At 58.6% G+C, this 17,002-nt stretch carries 13 protein-coding genes; 2 read left to right on the forward strand and 11 right to left on the reverse strand.

Annotation, left to right across the window (positions count from 1 at the left end; all coding sequences use genetic code 11):
* Nucleotides 1–77: 77 nt before the first annotated feature.
* Nucleotides 78–257, reverse strand: a complete 180-nt coding sequence (locus Q0903_RS10295; protein ID WP_299415027.1) for a hypothetical protein — start codon at nucleotides 255–257, stop codon at nucleotides 78–80.
* A gap of 134 nt (nucleotides 258–391) precedes the next feature.
* Between Q0903_RS10295 and Q0903_RS10300 the strand changes: the two genes are divergently transcribed.
* A complete protein-coding gene (locus tag Q0903_RS10300) occupies nucleotides 392–1,312 on the forward strand; it encodes a DMT family transporter (RefSeq protein WP_299415029.1) in 921 nt (306 codons plus the stop codon).
* A gap of 76 nt (nucleotides 1,313–1,388) precedes the next feature.
* Here Q0903_RS10300 and glmM read toward each other — a convergent pair whose 3' ends face one another.
* From glmM to Q0903_RS10340, 8 genes are all read right to left on the reverse strand, one after another.
* Nucleotides 1,389–2,738, reverse strand: coding sequence for a phosphoglucosamine mutase (gene glmM / locus Q0903_RS10305; RefSeq protein WP_299029168.1), 1,350 nt, complete (start codon nucleotides 2,736–2,738; stop codon nucleotides 1,389–1,391).
* A gap of 1 nt (nucleotide 2,739) precedes the next feature.
* Entirely contained in the window at nucleotides 2,740–3,732 is a 993-nt protein-coding gene (gene folP, locus Q0903_RS10310; RefSeq protein WP_299029165.1) for a dihydropteroate synthase, read from the reverse strand.
* Between the two features lies 1 nt (nucleotide 3,733).
* Complete coding sequence (locus tag Q0903_RS10315) at nucleotides 3,734–4,657, reverse strand: dihydroneopterin aldolase (RefSeq protein ID WP_299029162.1); 924 nt, start codon at nucleotides 4,655–4,657, stop codon at nucleotides 3,734–3,736.
* Between the two features lie 98 nt (nucleotides 4,658–4,755).
* Nucleotides 4,756–5,418: a cell wall hydrolase gene (locus Q0903_RS10320; protein ID WP_299415031.1), complete on the reverse strand. Its 663-nt coding sequence runs from the start codon at nucleotides 5,416–5,418 to the stop codon at nucleotides 4,756–4,758.
* A 130-nt stretch (nucleotides 5,419–5,548) separates the two neighbouring features.
* Entirely contained in the window at nucleotides 5,549–8,116 is a 2,568-nt protein-coding gene (locus Q0903_RS10325; protein ID WP_299415033.1) for a putative PEP-binding protein, read from the reverse strand.
* A gap of 53 nt (nucleotides 8,117–8,169) precedes the next feature.
* Nucleotides 8,170–10,284 carry a glycine--tRNA ligase subunit beta gene (gene glyS / locus Q0903_RS10330; RefSeq protein ID WP_299415035.1) on the reverse strand — a complete coding sequence of 705 codons (2,115 nt, stop codon included), beginning with the start codon at nucleotides 10,282–10,284 and terminating at the stop codon, nucleotides 8,170–8,172.
* Nucleotides 10,285–10,317: 33 nt separating this feature from the next.
* Nucleotides 10,318–10,848 (reverse strand): DUF6446 family protein, encoded by a 531-nt coding sequence (locus tag Q0903_RS10335; RefSeq protein ID WP_299029150.1) that lies wholly within the window; start codon nucleotides 10,846–10,848, stop codon nucleotides 10,318–10,320.
* A complete protein-coding gene (locus Q0903_RS10340) occupies nucleotides 10,845–11,774 on the reverse strand; it encodes a glycine--tRNA ligase subunit alpha (RefSeq protein WP_299415037.1) in 930 nt (309 codons plus the stop codon). The genes Q0903_RS10335 and Q0903_RS10340 overlap by 4 nt, the downstream gene beginning before the upstream one ends.
* Before the next feature lie 200 nt (nucleotides 11,775–11,974).
* On the opposite strand from Q0903_RS10340, the gene Q0903_RS10345 reads away from it, so the two are divergent.
* The gene (locus tag Q0903_RS10345) at nucleotides 11,975–13,798 is read left to right on the forward strand and encodes a serine protease (protein WP_299415039.1); all 1,824 of its coding nucleotides are present in this window, start codon (nucleotides 11,975–11,977) and stop codon (nucleotides 13,796–13,798) included.
* Nucleotides 13,799–13,870: 72 nt separating this feature from the next.
* On the opposite strand, the gene Q0903_RS10350 is transcribed toward Q0903_RS10345, so the two are convergent.
* Together Q0903_RS10350 and Q0903_RS10355 are read right to left on the reverse strand one after the other, a co-directional pair.
* Nucleotides 13,871–15,466: a thiamine pyrophosphate-binding protein gene (locus tag Q0903_RS10350; RefSeq protein ID WP_299415041.1), complete on the reverse strand. Its 1,596-nt coding sequence runs from the start codon at nucleotides 15,464–15,466 to the stop codon at nucleotides 13,871–13,873.
* On the reverse strand, nucleotides 15,466–16,911 hold the full coding sequence (locus tag Q0903_RS10355) for a TrkH family potassium uptake protein (protein ID WP_299029139.1): 1,446 nt from the start codon (nucleotides 16,909–16,911) through the stop codon (nucleotides 15,466–15,468). The genes Q0903_RS10350 and Q0903_RS10355 overlap by 1 nt, the downstream gene beginning before the upstream one ends.
* Nucleotides 16,912–17,002 lie beyond the last annotated feature (91 nt).

Raw genomic sequence — 17,002 nt, forward strand, 5'->3', positions numbered from 1 at the left:
AAAAGGCCCAAGTAATCGCTTGGGCCTTTTTTGGTCAGGCCGCATGCTCCGCTTCGCTTTAGCATCCCCTAAACAGTCTATTTCGTGTCGACATCCGCTGGCGGCGCAGTTGAGGATTCATCTTTGGCCAGTGTAGATTTTGCGGCATCTTCCTGATCTCGCCGCGCATCCACTTTCCGCTTTGACATAAAGGCAACGGCGATCGCTGCAAAAAATGTTGTGAAGGCCAATCCGGCAGTCAGCAGGGTCCATTCCATCGTTTGTCTCCTTGGTTGCTTCTCCAGAAACTCAACACGGTCTCAGGCTACAGGGTTCCTGTTCATCTTGTCGCACGCGCTCTTCACCCAACATGGTGCTTGCTCCATCCCGCTGTTTCACTCTATCTGGCAGGATGAATACCTCCCCCCAGATTACTCCGCTTAGCTGGCTGATGGTTGCGGCCCTCGGTCTAACGTGGGGTGGCACGTTCATGGTGACCGAAGTTGCACTTGCAGGCGGGATGCCACCTTTTTGGCTGGCCGCTTCGCGTATAGGCTTTGCGGCACTGCTGATGAGCATGATCTGGCTCGCCCTTGGCAGGCCGCTCTTTTCTGGCCCGACCTCCCCCGCGGACCGCGCCAATATGGTTATCATTGGCGGGCTCAGCTCTGCTGTCCCCTTCTCGTTGCTGGCGTGGGGGCAGCAATATGTCACATCAGGATTTGCCGGAGTCTCAATGGCGGCTGTAGCATTGATCGTCTTGCCGCTGGCACATTTCACGGTGCCGGGTGAGCAGATGACACCCCGCAAGACAATCGGTTTTGTGATCGGCTTTGTCGGTGTCGTCATCCTGATAGGTGCGCAAGCGTTCGAGGCCACGGGTGCCGCGTTCGAGACACCGGGCCGCATCGCCTGCGTCCTCGCCGCCAGCTGCTATGCTATAGGCTCGATCATGCTGCGGCGGCTGCCTGATGCCCACCCTATCGGGTTGGCGACTGTCCTTTTGATTATCGGGGCTATCATGACGGTACCCTTGGCTTGGGCCATCGAAGGTCCCCCGCCGATACCAACCCCGCAGGTCATCGGGGTCTTGGCATTCCTTGGCCTAATCCCCACAGCAGGTGCAAATTTCTTGCGCGTCTTGGTTGTGCGCAGCGCAGGACCCGTCTTTATGTCCTTGGTGAATTATCAGGTTCCCGTCTGGTCCGTTGTACTTGGTGCCCTGATCCTCGGCGAGGCCCTGCCAAAGTCGCTTCTGCTGGCCATGTCACTGATCTTGCTGGGCGTTGGTCTCAGTCAATACGGCGCATTGCGACGGCTCTTCAATCGCTAGGTTTTCGTGCTGACCACACACGCAACCCCAGGCACAAGCGAAAGAAAATCATGCAGGCACCGCCTGCACCACAAGATCAAGTCGTGACAGCATCCTGAACGGCGGCAACCACGGATTTGACCGACCGCGCCATCAGCTCCGCATCTTCATGCTCTGCCATTACGCGCACCAAAGGTTCGGTTCCAGATTTTCTGATCAGCAGTCGCCCACCGCCCGCCAAGTCAGCCTCGGCTTGCGCAATCGCGGCCTGCACATGGCTGTCCTCCAATGGCACCTGCCCTGCCGCAAAGCGCACGTTTTCCAACAGCTGCGGCACTGGTTCAAATTGGTGCATCAACTCCGAAGCAGGTTTACCCGCGCGGATCATTTCTGCGAGGAACTGCATGCCAGCCATCAGGCCGTCACCCGTCGTCGCGTAATCCGTCATTACGATGTGGCCCGATTGCTCACCCCCAAGGTTGAACCCCCCTGCCCGCATCCGCTCAACAACATAGCGGTCGCCCACGGCTGTCCGTTCCAGCGTAACACCACGGTCCGCCAGAAAATGCTCGAGCCCCAGATTACTCATTACTGTGGCCACCAGAGCATCGCCCTTCAGACGTTCATCCGCTTTCCAACGCGCGGCCATCAGCGCCATAAACTGGTCCCCGTCCCCCACGCGCCCCTTTTCGTCCAGCAAGATTACGCGGTCGGCGTCACCGTCGAGACAGATACCGACATCCGCCCCATGCGCCACCACAGTCTCTGCTGCGGCCTCTGGATGGGTCGAACCACAAGCAGCGTTGATGTTATGTCCGTTGGGTGCAACCCCGACAGGGATCACCGTTGCACCTAGCTCCCAAAGGGTCATCGGGGCTACGTGGTGGGCAGCGCCGTTTGCGCAATCGATCACCACCTTCAACCCGTCCAGCCGCATCTGGCGCGGAAAACTGGATTTCACCCGCTCGATATAACGAAACCGGCTGTCATCAATCCGTTTGGCACGGCCGATCTCGGGCGCCGCCGTTGGCTCTACCCCCTGTGCCACCAGCGCCTCGATCTCGGCCTCAACCTGATCGGACAATTTAAAACCGTCAGGTCCGAAAAATTTAATTCCGTTGTCCTGCGCGGGATTATGACTTGCCGATATCATCACACCCAGGTCCGCGCGCATGGAGCGTGTAAGCAACCCCACAGCGGGTGTCGGAACCGGCCCCAACAGCAACACATTCATTCCTGTCGAGGTCAGCCCCGCTGTCAGCGCATTCTCGAACATATAACCCGACAGCCGCGTGTCTTTGCCGATTACCACACGGTGCACAGCAGATGCGCTTTCACGCCTGAAATACCGCCCCACAGCTGCGCCAATGCGCAGCGCCATTTCAGCAGTCATAGGGTGAATGTTAGCCGTGCCGCGCACGCCATCGGTACCAAAGAGTTTTGTCATATTATGATCCTGCCACGCTCGCGCGCCAAAGTGCAATAGCCTGCGCTGTTTGCGCAACGTCATGAACGCGTACTGTCTGTACGCCTTGTGAAATGCCCGCCAAAGCCACCGCGATTGAACCCGGTCCCCGGTCCTGCGCATCTGGCGCGCCACCTATGGTTCCAATGAACCGTTTGCGCGATGCTCCCAGCAATACTGGAACCCCAAGCGTGTGGAACACACTCAGACGGGCGAGCAAAGCCAGATTATGGGCCTGCGTTTTACCAAATCCGATACCGGGGTCTACCGTGATCTTTTCTCGTGCGATGCCTTGGGCACCCAATGCGGCTATCCGCGCTTCCAGAAAATCAAAGACCTCAAGCACTACGTCATCGTACTGCGGGTCGTTTTGCATTGTTGCAGGGTCCAAGGGACCATGCATCACGCACACGCGCACACCAGCATCCGCAGCAACGCCTGCAAGGTCGGGATCATAAGTGAAACCCGACACATCATTGATCAGGTCTGCGCCAGCCCGCAGGGCCGCATGCGCAACTTGGGCCTTTCGCGTATCAACGGATATCGTCCCGCCAAAGCCTGCCGCCCGCAGCCCGACAATCACCGGCACAACACGAGATATCTCTTCATCTGCGGCAACCGTTTGCGCACCAGGGCGAGTGGACTCTCCCCCAATGTCCAGAATATCCGCGCCCGCCTTCGCCATTGCCAAACCACCTTCGATGGCATCCCCCGCAGCAGCATGGACCCCTCCGTCAGAAAAACTGTCCGGTGTGGTGTTCACAATGCCCATAATGCGCGGACGCGGCGATTGCGGTGTTTCCAGCCGCGCCAGAATATCGTCTGGCGCATCGTCGGCTGCGATCACATAAGGTGCGGCGCCACGTTGCAAGACTTCAATCTGGTTGAACCACCCCCAGCCGGCAGCAAGCCTTCGGGCATCACCTGCCCCGGCCACATCACATTGCACAACAGCGCGGTAATAGTGCCGCGTCATTCTACAAAATCTCTTGGTCAAGCGGAACAGCACGCAATGGCACTGACGCATCCTGTGGAAGGTCTGACCCGATGACCAACATCTCGAACGCTTCAAGCGTCGCGGCAAACCACGCCGCCAACGCAACCGCATCGCTGGGTTGCGCCGAAGGTGTATCAACGCTGTCCAGCACCACTTTTGACGGCGCCCATACACAGGTCTGGCCGTTCTTCATCGCCCAATCCAGCTCTGTTCTTGTTTCCACGACAACGCAGCGGTCATCCTGCGCAGCCAACACCCAAGCATTCTGTTCGATCGCAAGCAGATCAATACGGCGCTGCGCCATTTTGTGATCTACCTGAGGAGCGGCTACATCCCCCGCACCCACACAGAGGACAAGCGGACGGTCCTGCGCATGCAACTGGTCCAGCCACGCGCCAAGATAGGGAGAGCCGATGGCAGAATTATCCAAAAACACCAATTGGGGCTGTGGCCCCGCCTCTGGGGCAATTTCCGCAGGGGGCGCACCATCGCGGGCGCGCACGATTTCTACGCCCAGCGCGCCAGGGCCACGATCCAGCTTTTCGATCCGCACAAAGACCCGCATTGCCTGAGGCTCTAGCAGTATCCGCTCGGCTAAGCGGTCGGCCAATGTCTCTAACAGGGCCAGCCGCTCCACGGCCAGTTCCGCTTGAATGGCCTCAGTCACGCGGTCGTATGACAAAATACGGTCTACATCATCGTCAATCGGACCGCTGAGCGGCTGAACCTCGACCACGATATTGAAGCTGATGCGCTGGGTGACGCCACGCTCTGCCTGAAACGCACCGATCTCTACTTCTACGATGTGATCGCGCACCGATATGCGGTCGAGCGCAGTGGCGCTGCTGGTGGCGGCTGCACGCGCACTAGGGTGATCAAATGCAAGGCGGGTCTCGGACGACATAAGGCGCGTTCCAGTCTGGTCTGGTGTGTTTTGGCGCGTTTATACCGCACAAGAGCACAGGTCGAGGGCTACATACGCCACCAAATCACCGCTTTGCGTCAGTTGCTGGCTGTGCGCACGCCGCGACGGTAAAACAGATGTACGCCAAACTTTGCCGTATTGGTGAATTTACGTGACCAGCTCGGGCGTACGGCGGTCGTGTGATAAAATGTGGCCCCGTGCGTTATGTCAGGTGATTTACCGTCCAGCGTGGCACGGGCCACTTTGGCCACACGCGCATATGCCGCAGGCTCTGCGACCACTTCGGGCCGTCCATCACAGGTATAGGTAAACTGGCACTGGTACTTACGGCCCGTGCCTTGATTAATCACGGCGCAGTACGAGTTGGGAAATCGGCCGGATTTCACGCGGTTCCGGATCACTTCAGCCACGGCAAACTGACCCTTGATGGTTTCGCCGCGCGCCTCGAAATACAGCGCCTCTGACAAACAGCGGAACTCGGACCCGCCGCTTGCCTTTGGCTGCGCTGCCAGCCATGCTCGGGTAAATACCTCTGCACTTGCCGCGCTGTTTGAACTCGGGGCTGATGACGACGGTGCGGTGGAGAGCAGTTTGAGCTTGTCTTGGGAGAGCGATGCAATGCCCCGCGCCTCGATCTTGGCGAGATTTTTTGCGGTGGTATTGGCAGCAACAGCAACGGGCAGAAGCGCCACTATGGCCGCTGTAACAGCGCCGCGCATATATTTCCCCGACAATTTCATCGACTTCTCCAGCGTCATTTCATCGCCGCCGCGCCTAGCCCTATTGGAAAGATGCCACAACAGCGCCAGCATAAAATGCGCAAAGCCCCGCCGATACCCTAAAAATGCTTCGTATAAACCGTTGTTTTAATTACCCAACGCGGTCAGAAATCGCCAACTGCGCTGCAGCAAGACGGGCTACTGGAACACGAAACGGCGAGCAGGACACATAATCAAACCCTGCTGAACGGCAAAACGCTATCGATTCGGGGTTGCCGCCATGCTCTCCACAGACCGACAAAGTGATGTCGGGCTGAGACGACCGACCCCGCTGCGCGCCCAAGGTCAACAACTCTCCCACGCCATCATGATCAAGTGTGTGAAAAGGGTCTTCGTCGAACACACCCTGCTGGACATAGTCAGACATAAATCGTCCCGCATCATCACGTGACAGGCCATATGTCATCTGGGTCAGATCGTTCGTTCCGAAACTAAGAAAGGCGCAATAGGGTGCAATCTCGGCAGCACGCAGGGCCGCGCGCGGTGTTTCAACCATCACTCCAAGGCGGTATTCAAAGTCCGTGTCGCGCTCTTGTCGCACCGCATGTGCGACTGCATCAATCGCAGCCTTCACCAGTTCGACCTCGCGGCGGGCCGACACAAGAGGGATCATAATTTCGGCGGTGACAGGCGCACCATTCTGCCCCGCATCCACTATCGCCTCAAAAATCGCGCGTGCCTGCATTTCGTAAATCTCGGGCACGGTTATCCCCAGACGCACACCGCGTAGTCCCAGCATGGGATTGTACTCACGCATTGCCTCGATACGCCGCGTCACATCTGAGCGGGGCAGGTCAAGCGCCTCGGCCAGCTCCCGCTGACCGCTTTTATCCATTGGCAGAAATTCGTGCAAAGGCGGATCAAACAGGCGGATGCAAACGGGCTTGCCTTGCATGATATTGAAAAGCTGCGTGAAGTCATCACGCTGCATGGGCAACAAGCGCTCCAGCACTGCGCGGCGACCATCGGATGTGTCGGCAAAGATCATTTCGCGCATCACAGTCAAACGGCCTTTGTCAAAGAACATATGCTCGGTCCGGCACAGCCCGATGCCATCGGCGTCGAAATTGCGCGCAGTCTGTGCATCAGCAGGTGTGTCCGCATTAGCGCGCACTTTGATGTCTGCACTATCGGTTGCCCACGTCATCAACGTTCGGAAATAATCATCCAAGGCCGCCTCTTGCATGGCGGCTGCTCCTGCGAGGATCTGCCCTGTAGAGCCATCAACCGTCATTTCGTCACCCGCTTTGAACACGCGGCCGTCCGCAGCGGTGATCGTCTTGTCACGCAGATTGAAAATCAGGCTGGAGACGCCAACAACACAAGGCAGTCCTATCCCGCGGCCAATAACGGCGGCGTGGCTTGTGATGCCACCCCGCTCGGTCAGCACCGCATGGGCGGCGTGCATCCCGCGCACATCTTCAGAGGATGTCTCACGGCGGACCAGAATACACGGCTCCCCGCGCGCGGCACTGGCCTGCGCTTCCGCGGCATCGAAAACCAGACGGCCTGTTGCTGCACCAGGACTGGCGGCGATGCCCTTGCCCACCACATCACGCCGCGCTGACGCGTCAATCTGGCGGTGCAGTAATTCGGTCAACAAACGGGGCTGCACACGCATCAATGCCTCTTCGCGACTGATCACACCGTCCTGCGCCAGCGTCACCGCGATGCGAACCGCCGCGCGGGAGGATCGCGCCACGCGCACGCCGTCGAGGATATGCACAACGCCATCGTCAATCGCAAATTCCACCTGCATCTCGGCGCGCAGACGTTGGCGCATCAGACTGGCATAAGACTTTAGCGTCTCGAAGGCTTCGGGCAGTTTATCCTCCAGCGATGGACCTCGCGGGTCGCGGGTGAGGTAGAGTGTCCCCTCCTCACCGTCCAGCGCATCGCGGCCCTGACTCTGGCTCAGATAGCGCCCCGTCACCTGCGGCGCCCCTGTATCACTGTCGACCAGTTGCAGCACACCCGATCCGCACTGCCCAGCCCCCAGACCAAAGATCATCTGCTGCACTACAAGGCCAAGGCCCGCATCCGCTGGCGCGCCCTTGGCCTGTCGCAGCAGCCGCGCAGACGTCCCGTTCCACGCACGCGCCATCGAGCGCAACACCGCCGCCAGTTGCGTTCGGCGGGATTGGGGGAATTTCTCTTCTGTCTCAAGCTCGTAGGCGGCGATGGATTCGGCCAGTGCGGCGCGCCCGTCCCCTTCCACATCGTCGAACATGTCTGGATCCAGACGCGCCACGTTTATCGCATAGGACTGGATGAAACGGGTGTAGAGGGCAGCTGCCGCATCTTCGCCCATCGTTGTGCAATACTGCTCGAACCGCTTGTCGTTCATGCCTATATTCAACACGGCACCCGGTCCGCCCCAATCGGGATCCTGACTGCTGGGCCGCACACACAGCAGCGCATCGACAGGGAACTGATCCACCACCAGATCGACATCGGGCAGCGCGCCTTCTGCGATTTTTCCAACGGTTTCAAAGGAAAGCGCCACGGTGCGCGGCACAGGCAGGTCGAGCCGCACAAGGCGCTGCAAACATTTCGCCCGCCCGCCGTGGGTTACCGTGGCGATGGGTGCTGTTTGCGTGACCAATGTGGTGTCGGGGTTATTCTGCACTGCGGCATCCTTTGGTTTCAGATGCAGCATAGGGGCTTGGGCGCACAGGGCAAGCTTTTGCTGACCCTGTGACGTGCAGACAGTTACCCCTCAATACGGGTCAGATCGGCGATCGAAGCGCACAGCGTGCGGATACGGCCCAGCAGGTTCAGACGGTTGCGGCGCACCACGTCATTTTCCGTGTTGATTTGCACCGCCTCAAAAAACGCATCCAGCGTCGGGCGCAGCGATGCCAGCGCCGACATGGCGGTCGTGAAATCCTGAGCCTTCATGGCAGGCGCGATGACGCTATCCGCCTGATCCAGAGCGGCAAACAATGCCCGCTCCTCATCCGTCTCGGCGAATTTCACATCTCCGCCGTGGGAATATTCGATGTTACTGCCTGCCTCGGCCTGACTCAGGATGTTGTTCGCCCGTTTGAAGGCTTGCAACAAGTTGGCCCCGTCCTCGGTTTTGAGCGTATCCGAGAGCGCCCGCGCCCGCTTCACCAGAAGCGTCAGATCGTCATTGCCGTCCATCGCGATGCAGGCGTCGATGATGTCATGACGGATGCCTTGGTCTTTGAGGTAAACTTTGAGGCGGTCATGGAGGAAGGAAAGGAGATTTATTGGCCTATCCAAGTTAGCGTAATCATCCCCATCTTCGGGGCGCGATAGCTGCACTCCATGCGCGCCAAAGCCATGCAGCGAACAGGGTAAAAGTTCTACGGAAATATCATTCTCCACAACCGTCCGAATAACCCCAAGCGCAGCGCGGCGCAGTGCAAACGGGTCTTTGCTCCCAGTGGGCCTCTCGTCAATCGCCCAAAATCCTGTCAGCTTGTCGATCTTCTCGGCCAATGCCACGGCAACAGACACAGGTGCAGTCGGCACATCGTCTGACGGCCCAAGCGGCGCGTAGTGCTCCTCGGCGGCGGCTGCCACCTCCTCGCTCATGCCGGCGGCCAGCGCATAGTAGCGGCCCATGAGGCCTTGGAGTTCGGGGAACTCATAAACCATTTCAGAGGACAGATCGGCCTTGGCAATCCGCGCCGCCTGCTCTGCCGCGTCCGCATCAGCGCCCACCATCGGGGCCAGTTCGCGGGCGAGGACGGCCATGCGTTCGATCAACTCGGCCTGCGTGCCAAGCTTGTTGTGGAAGGTCACGTTTTGCAGGTTCTCGACCCACGCGGCCATGCCGACATCAGACTTCGCCACGCGCAAGTCATTGTCCCAGAAGAATTTGGCATCCGCCAGACGCGCGCTTAGCACTTTTTCGTTGCCTGCAAGGATCGTCGCGCCGTTGTCCGCCGTCTTGCGGTTGGCGACAGTCACGAAACGCTCGATCCGCCCTGTCTTGGGGTTGCGTACGGAAAAGAATTTCTGATGTTCTTTCATTGAGGTTTGCAAAACCTCTGGAGGCAGGTCGAGGAAATCATCACCGATGCGGCCCATCAGCACCACGGGCCACTCAACCAGCCCAGCTACCTCGGCCAGCAGGCCTGCGTCCTCGACCACTTCGAGACCACTTGCAAAGGCCATATTGGTTGCGTCATTCCAGATCGCATCGCGGCGCTCGGCCGGGTCCAGCACCACAAAGGCGCGTTTGAGTTTGGCGGCGTAGTCGTCAAAGCCGCTGACAGTGATCGCATCAGGTGCCAAAAAGCGGTGGCCGTAAGTGGTGTTGCCCGATGAGATGCCGTCAACATCCAGCGGCACAACTTCAGCGCCGTCCTCACGGCTCAGGATGCACAGGATAGAATGCAGCGGGCGCACCCACTTGAGGCTCCCCGCCCCCCAACGCATGGATTTGGGCCATGGGAAGTCGCGGATCGTGTGTTCCAGCACTTCGGCAATGATCTCGGACGCGGGGCGGCCCTCGCGGGTAATTTTGGCGAAAAGAATCTTGCCCTTGGGCGTTTCACGCTCCTCCAGATCGTCGCGGGTCAGGCCTGCGCCCCGCAAGAAACCTTCGATCGCTTTTTCGGGCGCATCAGCCTTCGGCCCTTTACGCTCTTCCACAGTGCGGGGGCTGGCGTCCAGCACGCCTTCAACGGTCAGGCACAACCTGCGCGGCGTGGCAAAGGCGGCGGCAGAGGCATAGGTAAGCCCCGCGTCTACCATGCCATCGGTCATCCGCTTTTTCAGGTCTTCAGCGGCGCGGGCCTGCATGCGGGCGGGAATTTCTTCGGAGAACAGTTCAATCAGCAGATCAGCCACGGGCGTACCTCTTATGTGCCTTGAGAGGCGTTGTTATTCTGTCGGCGCAGTTGGCAGGGGCGGACATTCCTCACCCACAATCGTGCCGTCATATGCTTTTTCGCCGCAATCGTTCAGCTCGTGCCAGACATAGCCGCGCCCGTCATCGGTGATGGCGACAATGCGGTCCACACCGAAATGGATGTTCTTCTGGCTCATGAACGTCAGCGCGGTTCCCGCCTCAAGCTCTGCACCAAGGGCGGCTGCGTCAAAGCAGTCAAACCAGTTTGGCGCGTTGCGCGGTGTTGCGTCTTCGACCATCTGGAATGTCTCGGTCAGCAGCGCGAGACTGTAGGGCGTGGTGAAACAGGCGCGGTAGCGGATGGGAGAGCTGTCAGCGTCAATCGCCTGAAAACCATCCATCGGGATGACTTCGGATTCCGCACCACCCAGCATGATCAGAGATACCCCCTCGGCGGGCGCATCGACCTCTTCGTAGAACGCATAGACCTGAAGGTAATAGAGCGCCGCACCGGCGAAAAGAGCAAAGGCCAATATCACACTCCCCAGAATTTTACCCATCATGCGCTGTCACCGGTCCAGCCGCCAGCTGTGGTCTGCACAAAAGCATCCGCGCAGATTTTGGTGAGCGCACGCACCCGCCCGATATAGGCTTGCCGCTCGGTCACGGAAATCACGCCGCGCGCGTCTAGCAGGTTGAACATGTGGCTCGCCTTGATCGCTTGGTCATAGGCCGGATGCGGCATCACGATGCGCTTGCCTGTCTTGGGGTCCATCGGTGCTTGTTCGATGATGGCACGGCACTCGGCCTCGGCTTCTTCGAAATGGCGCAGCAGTACCTCTGTATTGGCCACATCGAAATTCCAGCGTGCGTATTCTTCCTCAGTCTGTTTGAAGATGTCGCCATAGCTAAGCGGGATCGGCGCGTCGGGATCGTTGAACGGCATGTCCATCACGTGATCAACGCCAAGGATATACATGGCCAAACGCTCCAAACCATAGGTCAGCTCACCCGATACGGGGTGGCAATCATGGCCGCCAACCTGCTGGAAATAGGTGAACTGGCTGACTTCCATGCCGTCACACCAAACTTCCCATCCCAAACCCCATGCACCAAGCGTCGGGCTCTCCCAGTCGTCCTCGACAAAACGGATGTCGTGCAGCGCCATGTCTACGCCAATGGCTTCCAGACTGCCCAGATACAACTCTTGCAGGTTTGGCGGGCTGGGTTTGATCAACACCTGATACTGGTAGTAGTGCTGCAATCGGTTGGGGTTCTCGCCATAGCGCCCGTCCGTGGGCCGGCGTGAAGGCTGCACATAGGCTGCGGCCCACGGCTGGTTGCCAAGACTGCGCAGCGTTGTTGCCGGATGGAATGTACCCGCGCCCACTTCCATATCGTAGGGTTGAAGGATAGCGCAGCCATGGCGTGCCCAATAGCTCTGCAACCGCAGAATAATTTCCTGAAACGAACGGGGTGTGTCGGGCATGATCGCGTCCTTTGGCATTTCGCGCTCTTACTATGGTGCGAGGGGGCAAGGGTCAATCTATGGCGCATGGTCTGGGGGAATGGCGCATAAGATGACGCAGTGCCGCCAAAAACGCACTGAAACAAGACGTTCCTATATGGGAATCAGCCGCAAATGCTGTTTATGTGCCGCAAAGTAACTTTTTGAGAGCTTATACGCCGATGCTGCGAATTTTGTCGATCTGTCTGGCCGTCCTTACCATTGGTTTTGCAAGCATGGCCCATGCACAATCCAATAACCCTGACGAGGTGGTCTGGGTCCAGATCGAGGCGCAACAATCGCTTGCCCGCGCCACAGACCGCGCAACGGCCTATACGACATTGCTCCAAGACGTGAACGGCTTTGCCGTCGGTGGCGGGTGGTATGCCATTGTAGTTGGCCCTTACAGACGCGCGGATGCAGAACTGGTCTTGCGCCAATACCGCCGCGACGGGTTGATCCCGCGCGACAGTTTCATTCAGACGTCCAACCGTCTGCGCCAGCAATTCTGGCCTGTGGGCGCAAATGTTCTGGGCAATGGCGCGGTTGACGCACCCGATGGAACGGTCCCCCCCCAAACAGAGGCACCAACACCCGCTACACCCGAAGAAGAGACACCGCAGGTCGCCGAAGCGGCACCCGCCCCTGCGCCCGAGCCAGAGCCAGAGCCTGAACCCGCGGACGAAACCCCCGCACAGGCGCAACGCTCCGAACGTGAGTTGAGCCGTGACGAGAAGAAAGAACTGCAAGTGATGTTGCAGTGGGCTGGTTTTTATACAGCAGCGATCGACGGCTCGTTCGGGCGTGGCACCCGCAATTCCATGGCGGCATGGCAAGAGGCCAATAACTTTGAAAAGACTGGTATTCTGACAACGCTCCAGCGCGACGCTCTGAAAAAGCAATATAATGCCGTTCTCGAAGGTCTGGGCTTGCGCACTGTGCGCGACACACAGGCAGGTATCGAAATGAGCCTGCCGATGGATGTGATCGCTTTTGACCGCTACGAGCCGCCCTTTGCCCAGTACACCCCCACGGGAGATGTTGACGCGCGGGTCTTGCTCATCAGCCAACCTGGCGATCAGGATACGCTGTTTGGCTTATACGAGATTATGCAGACCCTCGAAATTGTGCCGCTGGAAGGCCCGCGTGAGCGTGGCAATTCAAGCTTTACACTTGTGGGCGAAAACGCCCGTATGATCAGCTATACCGAGGCCACGCTAGACAACGGAGAGATCAAGGGGTTCACCTTGATCTGGCCAGCCGGAGACGAAGAACGCCGCCGCCGCCTGCTTGCCGAGATGCGAAGCAGCTTCACCCGCATGCCCGGTGTACTCAGCCCCTCAGCGGGCAGTGCATCCCAGCAATCGATTGATCTGATCTCGGGCCTGCAAATCCGCAAACCCAAAATCTCCCGCTCGGGTTTTTTCGTAACACAGTCTGGGGATGTTGTGACGACATCTGCCGCAGTGCAAAGCTGTTCGCGGATCACACTGGACGGCGATACGGATGCGGAAGTCACCAGTGATGATCCCGCGCGCGGCATTGCGCTGCTGAAACCAAAGGCTGCCTTGTCGCCGCTTGCTGTTGCAAGTTTTGCGGGCCAACCTGCACGTTTGCAGAGCGAAGTTGCACTTGCCGGTTATTCCTTCGAAGGCGTGCTGAATGCGCCCTCCATCAGCTTTGGTACGCTTGCCGATGTACGCGGCCTGCAGGGCGAACAAAACATCAGCCGCCTTGCCCTGCGCGCCCGTGCAGGGGATGCGGGCGGGCCGGTATTGGACCGCACGGGTGCGGTGATCGGCATGTTGACAGCCGCCCCCGAAGGTGGCCCACAACTGCCCGAAGACGTGAGTTTTGCCGTAGATGCAGCCACTGTTGTTGCTGCCTCCAGCGATGCCGGTGTCAAACTGCCACAGGCAGCAGCTGAGGGCGCTTCCAGCCTGACAGCTTTTCAGCTCTCGGAAAAAGCAAGTGGCATGACAGTACTGGTAAGCTGCTGGGAGTAATCAGCGCGTAACGCTTGCGAAGGGGGCTGGAATTTTTGCAAATCCCGCCCCCCTTTTTTGCTGGCGTTGCGCTCAAGATGTAAGGGCAGGTGTCACGTAAATAAGCGTGGGACCATCCGCAGCAAACGCATCCTTGATAGCCTGTTGGAACGCTGTGATCGTCTCAGGCGCAGCCGCGCGGGCGCCAAAGGCTTCAGCCAGTTTACAGAAATCAGGATTTTGCGCGATCACGGCATTGGGCGCAATCTGCGCCCGCACCATGCTATCCTCGATCTCACCCAGTTTGCCGTTGTCCCACAAGATGATCGGCAGGCTCAACCCCAGTTCTACTGCGACACCCAGTTCTTGCATCGTATAATGGAACCCGTAATCGCCAATAATCGCCAGTGTCGGTTTACCCTGCCGTGCAATCGCACCACCAATGGCCGCAGGCGTGGCATAGCCCAACGTGCCAAAGCCGTAGGGGTGGTGCCAATGGGCGGGGTTTTCCATATCCCAGACCTCTTTTGCGACATACGCGAATTGCGTCATATCAGAGTAGATCATTGTGCCGTCGGGCAGTGCGCTGCGCAGGGCATCGCATATAGGCACAATGCCGGGCCGTTCCGCATCAACCTCTGCCCGCCATGAGGCCCGAGCCTTGGCCACTTCACGCGCATCCCATCGGGAACTACCCTGTGCGCCCGTCACATCATCAGCAAGTGCGTTCAGGAATATTCCAGCATCCATCAAAACAGGATACTCAGCCTGCTGCGGATCACTCAGAACTTCTGCATCTATGTCGACGCGGATCATCGGCGCGCGATGTCCAAGATGATCGCGCCAGATGTCCACCTCGGCCAGCTCTGTGCCAACAGCGATCACCAAATCTGCCTGTGCCACGATACCTGCGCTGTCAGGACGCGCGAGGGCTGCACCAAAAAACAGCGGATCATCAGGCGCCATGACACCCCGCCCTGCATAGGTAACAAAGCTGGCAGCGCCCAGTGCAGCAACCACCGCACGTGCGGCATCACTTGCGCGGGCGGCCCCTCCCCCAAAGATGAACAGAGGCTTTTGCGCCGCTTTGATCTGGTCAACAACACTTGAAAGGTCAGCCTTGAGATGCTGCGCCTGCTGCGCAGGCACCACAGGCGCTGCTGCGGGCGGTGCCAAGGCTTGCAGTTGCGCGATGGGCACTTGAACATGTTTGGAGCGCGGACGCGCAGTGGCGAACTCTTGCATCGCGCGGTCAACCAGACCGTAAGCTGACTGGGCTGTTTGCGCTGTGCAGGACCAATCGCAGACCGTACCCGCCGCGATCTCTTGATCCTTCATCTGGTGCAACTGCCCACGGCGCGCAGCCGTCTCGTCCAGACAAGAGGAGATTACCAAAACCGGCACGCTGTCACTATATGCCTGCCCCATCGGGGTCATCACGTTGCACAGACCAGGCCCCGTAATCACATAAGCCACGCCCGGTTTGCCGGACGCACGGGCATAGCCATCCGCCATGAAACCCGCCCCCTGCTCATGACGCGCCAGCACATGGGTGATGCCCGCCTCTTCGATACCGCGATACATCTCTTGGTTATGAACCCCCGGAATACCGAAAATTACATCCACGCCCCGCGCCCTGAGCATGTGAGAGATTTGCGCACCGAGGGGGCGGGTAACAGGATCAGACATCAGGCTCTCCAAAATTTCACAGTAAAAATTACATAGACGACCATCAGTTCAAGCCGCCCCAACAGCATGGCAGCCGCGAGGATCCATTTGGCAGTATCGTTCAGACTGGCAAAGTTACCCGCAGGGCCGATGATATCACCCAAACCAGGGCCAATATTGCCCAATGCAGCCGCAGCGCCAGAAATCGAAGTGACAAAATCCAGCCCTGTCATCGACAGTGCCACAGCAACCAACCCCAACGTAACAATGAAGAACATGAAGAACGACATGACAGAAGCGAGGACTTCCTCACTCACAGGGCGGCCGTCATAGCGTGGCGTGAATATCCCGTGAGGCGACCGGATCCGCTGCAATTGCGCGCGGATAGAAGCAAACAACAGCTGGTAACGAAACACCTTGATCGAACACGCGGTCGAGCCCGCACATCCCCCGATCAATCCCATGAAGAAAAACAGCGCAACAGCGAACCCGCCCCACTGCATATAATCAACAGAGGCATAGCCAGTGCCGGAAATAATCGAAGTGACGTTAAAGAACGCTTCACGGGCGGCTTGTTCGTTATCAAGATGTACATCGGCGTCCAGCAGCAGCATCAAGAGCGCAATCAGCACAACGATGGTCATCACAAATCCACGCACTTGCGGATCACGGTGCAGGGCCAGCGGATTGCCATTGATAAGCTGCACATAACGCACAAAAGGCAGGGCCGCGAGGATCATGAATATAGCGGCCACATACTCCAACGGCCCCGAAAACGTACCAAAGGAAGCGTCATAGTTGGCGAAGCCCCCTGTTGAAATGGTGGTCATCGCATGGGCTGTAGCATCAAACACATCCATCCCAAAGTAGAGATAGACCAGCGCACAGATCAATGTGAACGCCACATAGAGCCCAGAAATCTGGGTCGCAATCTGGCCCGCGCGTGGCAGGATTTTACCAAAGGTGTCAAAGCCTTCGGATTTAAAGATCTGCATACCGCCCACACGCAGTTCGGGCAAGAAAACCATCGCAACCACAATTATACCGATCCCGCCCAACCATTGCAGGATCGCCCGCCAGATCAGCAAACCCTTGGGCAATTCATCGAGCCCCGAAAAAACCGTAGCACCTGTAGTTGTTAAGCCTGACATGGCTTCGAAAAACGCATCGACCATGCGCGCATCAGTCTGGCCCAGCATAAAGGGAATGGCCCCGAACAAGGGCAGCGCAAGCCAGACAGAGGATGTAAGCAGGAATGTCTGCTGGATCGTCAGTCCTTCGCGCACGCCGCTGGCACAGGCAAGCGCGATGGCTGTACCGCCCAACAGGGTAATAACAGCGCTTTGCAGGAAGACAGGCCAATGGCCACGCCCCTCAGCAAGATCGACAAGAAGCGGCACCAGCATGGCCGCCCCCAGCACGGCCACCAAAAGGCCAATTACATATCCAACAGGGCGCAGGTCCATCCGCGCAGGGTTGGCGCGCCCGGCACCGCATGTCAAGCGCGCGTGCGCGGGAGAAGCTTTCGGGCCAAGGCAGCAAACGCAAAAAGGCCCG

Source organism: uncultured Sulfitobacter sp., from assembly GCF_947502895.1.
Taxonomy (GTDB): Bacteria; Pseudomonadota; Alphaproteobacteria; order Rhodobacterales; family Rhodobacteraceae; genus Sulfitobacter.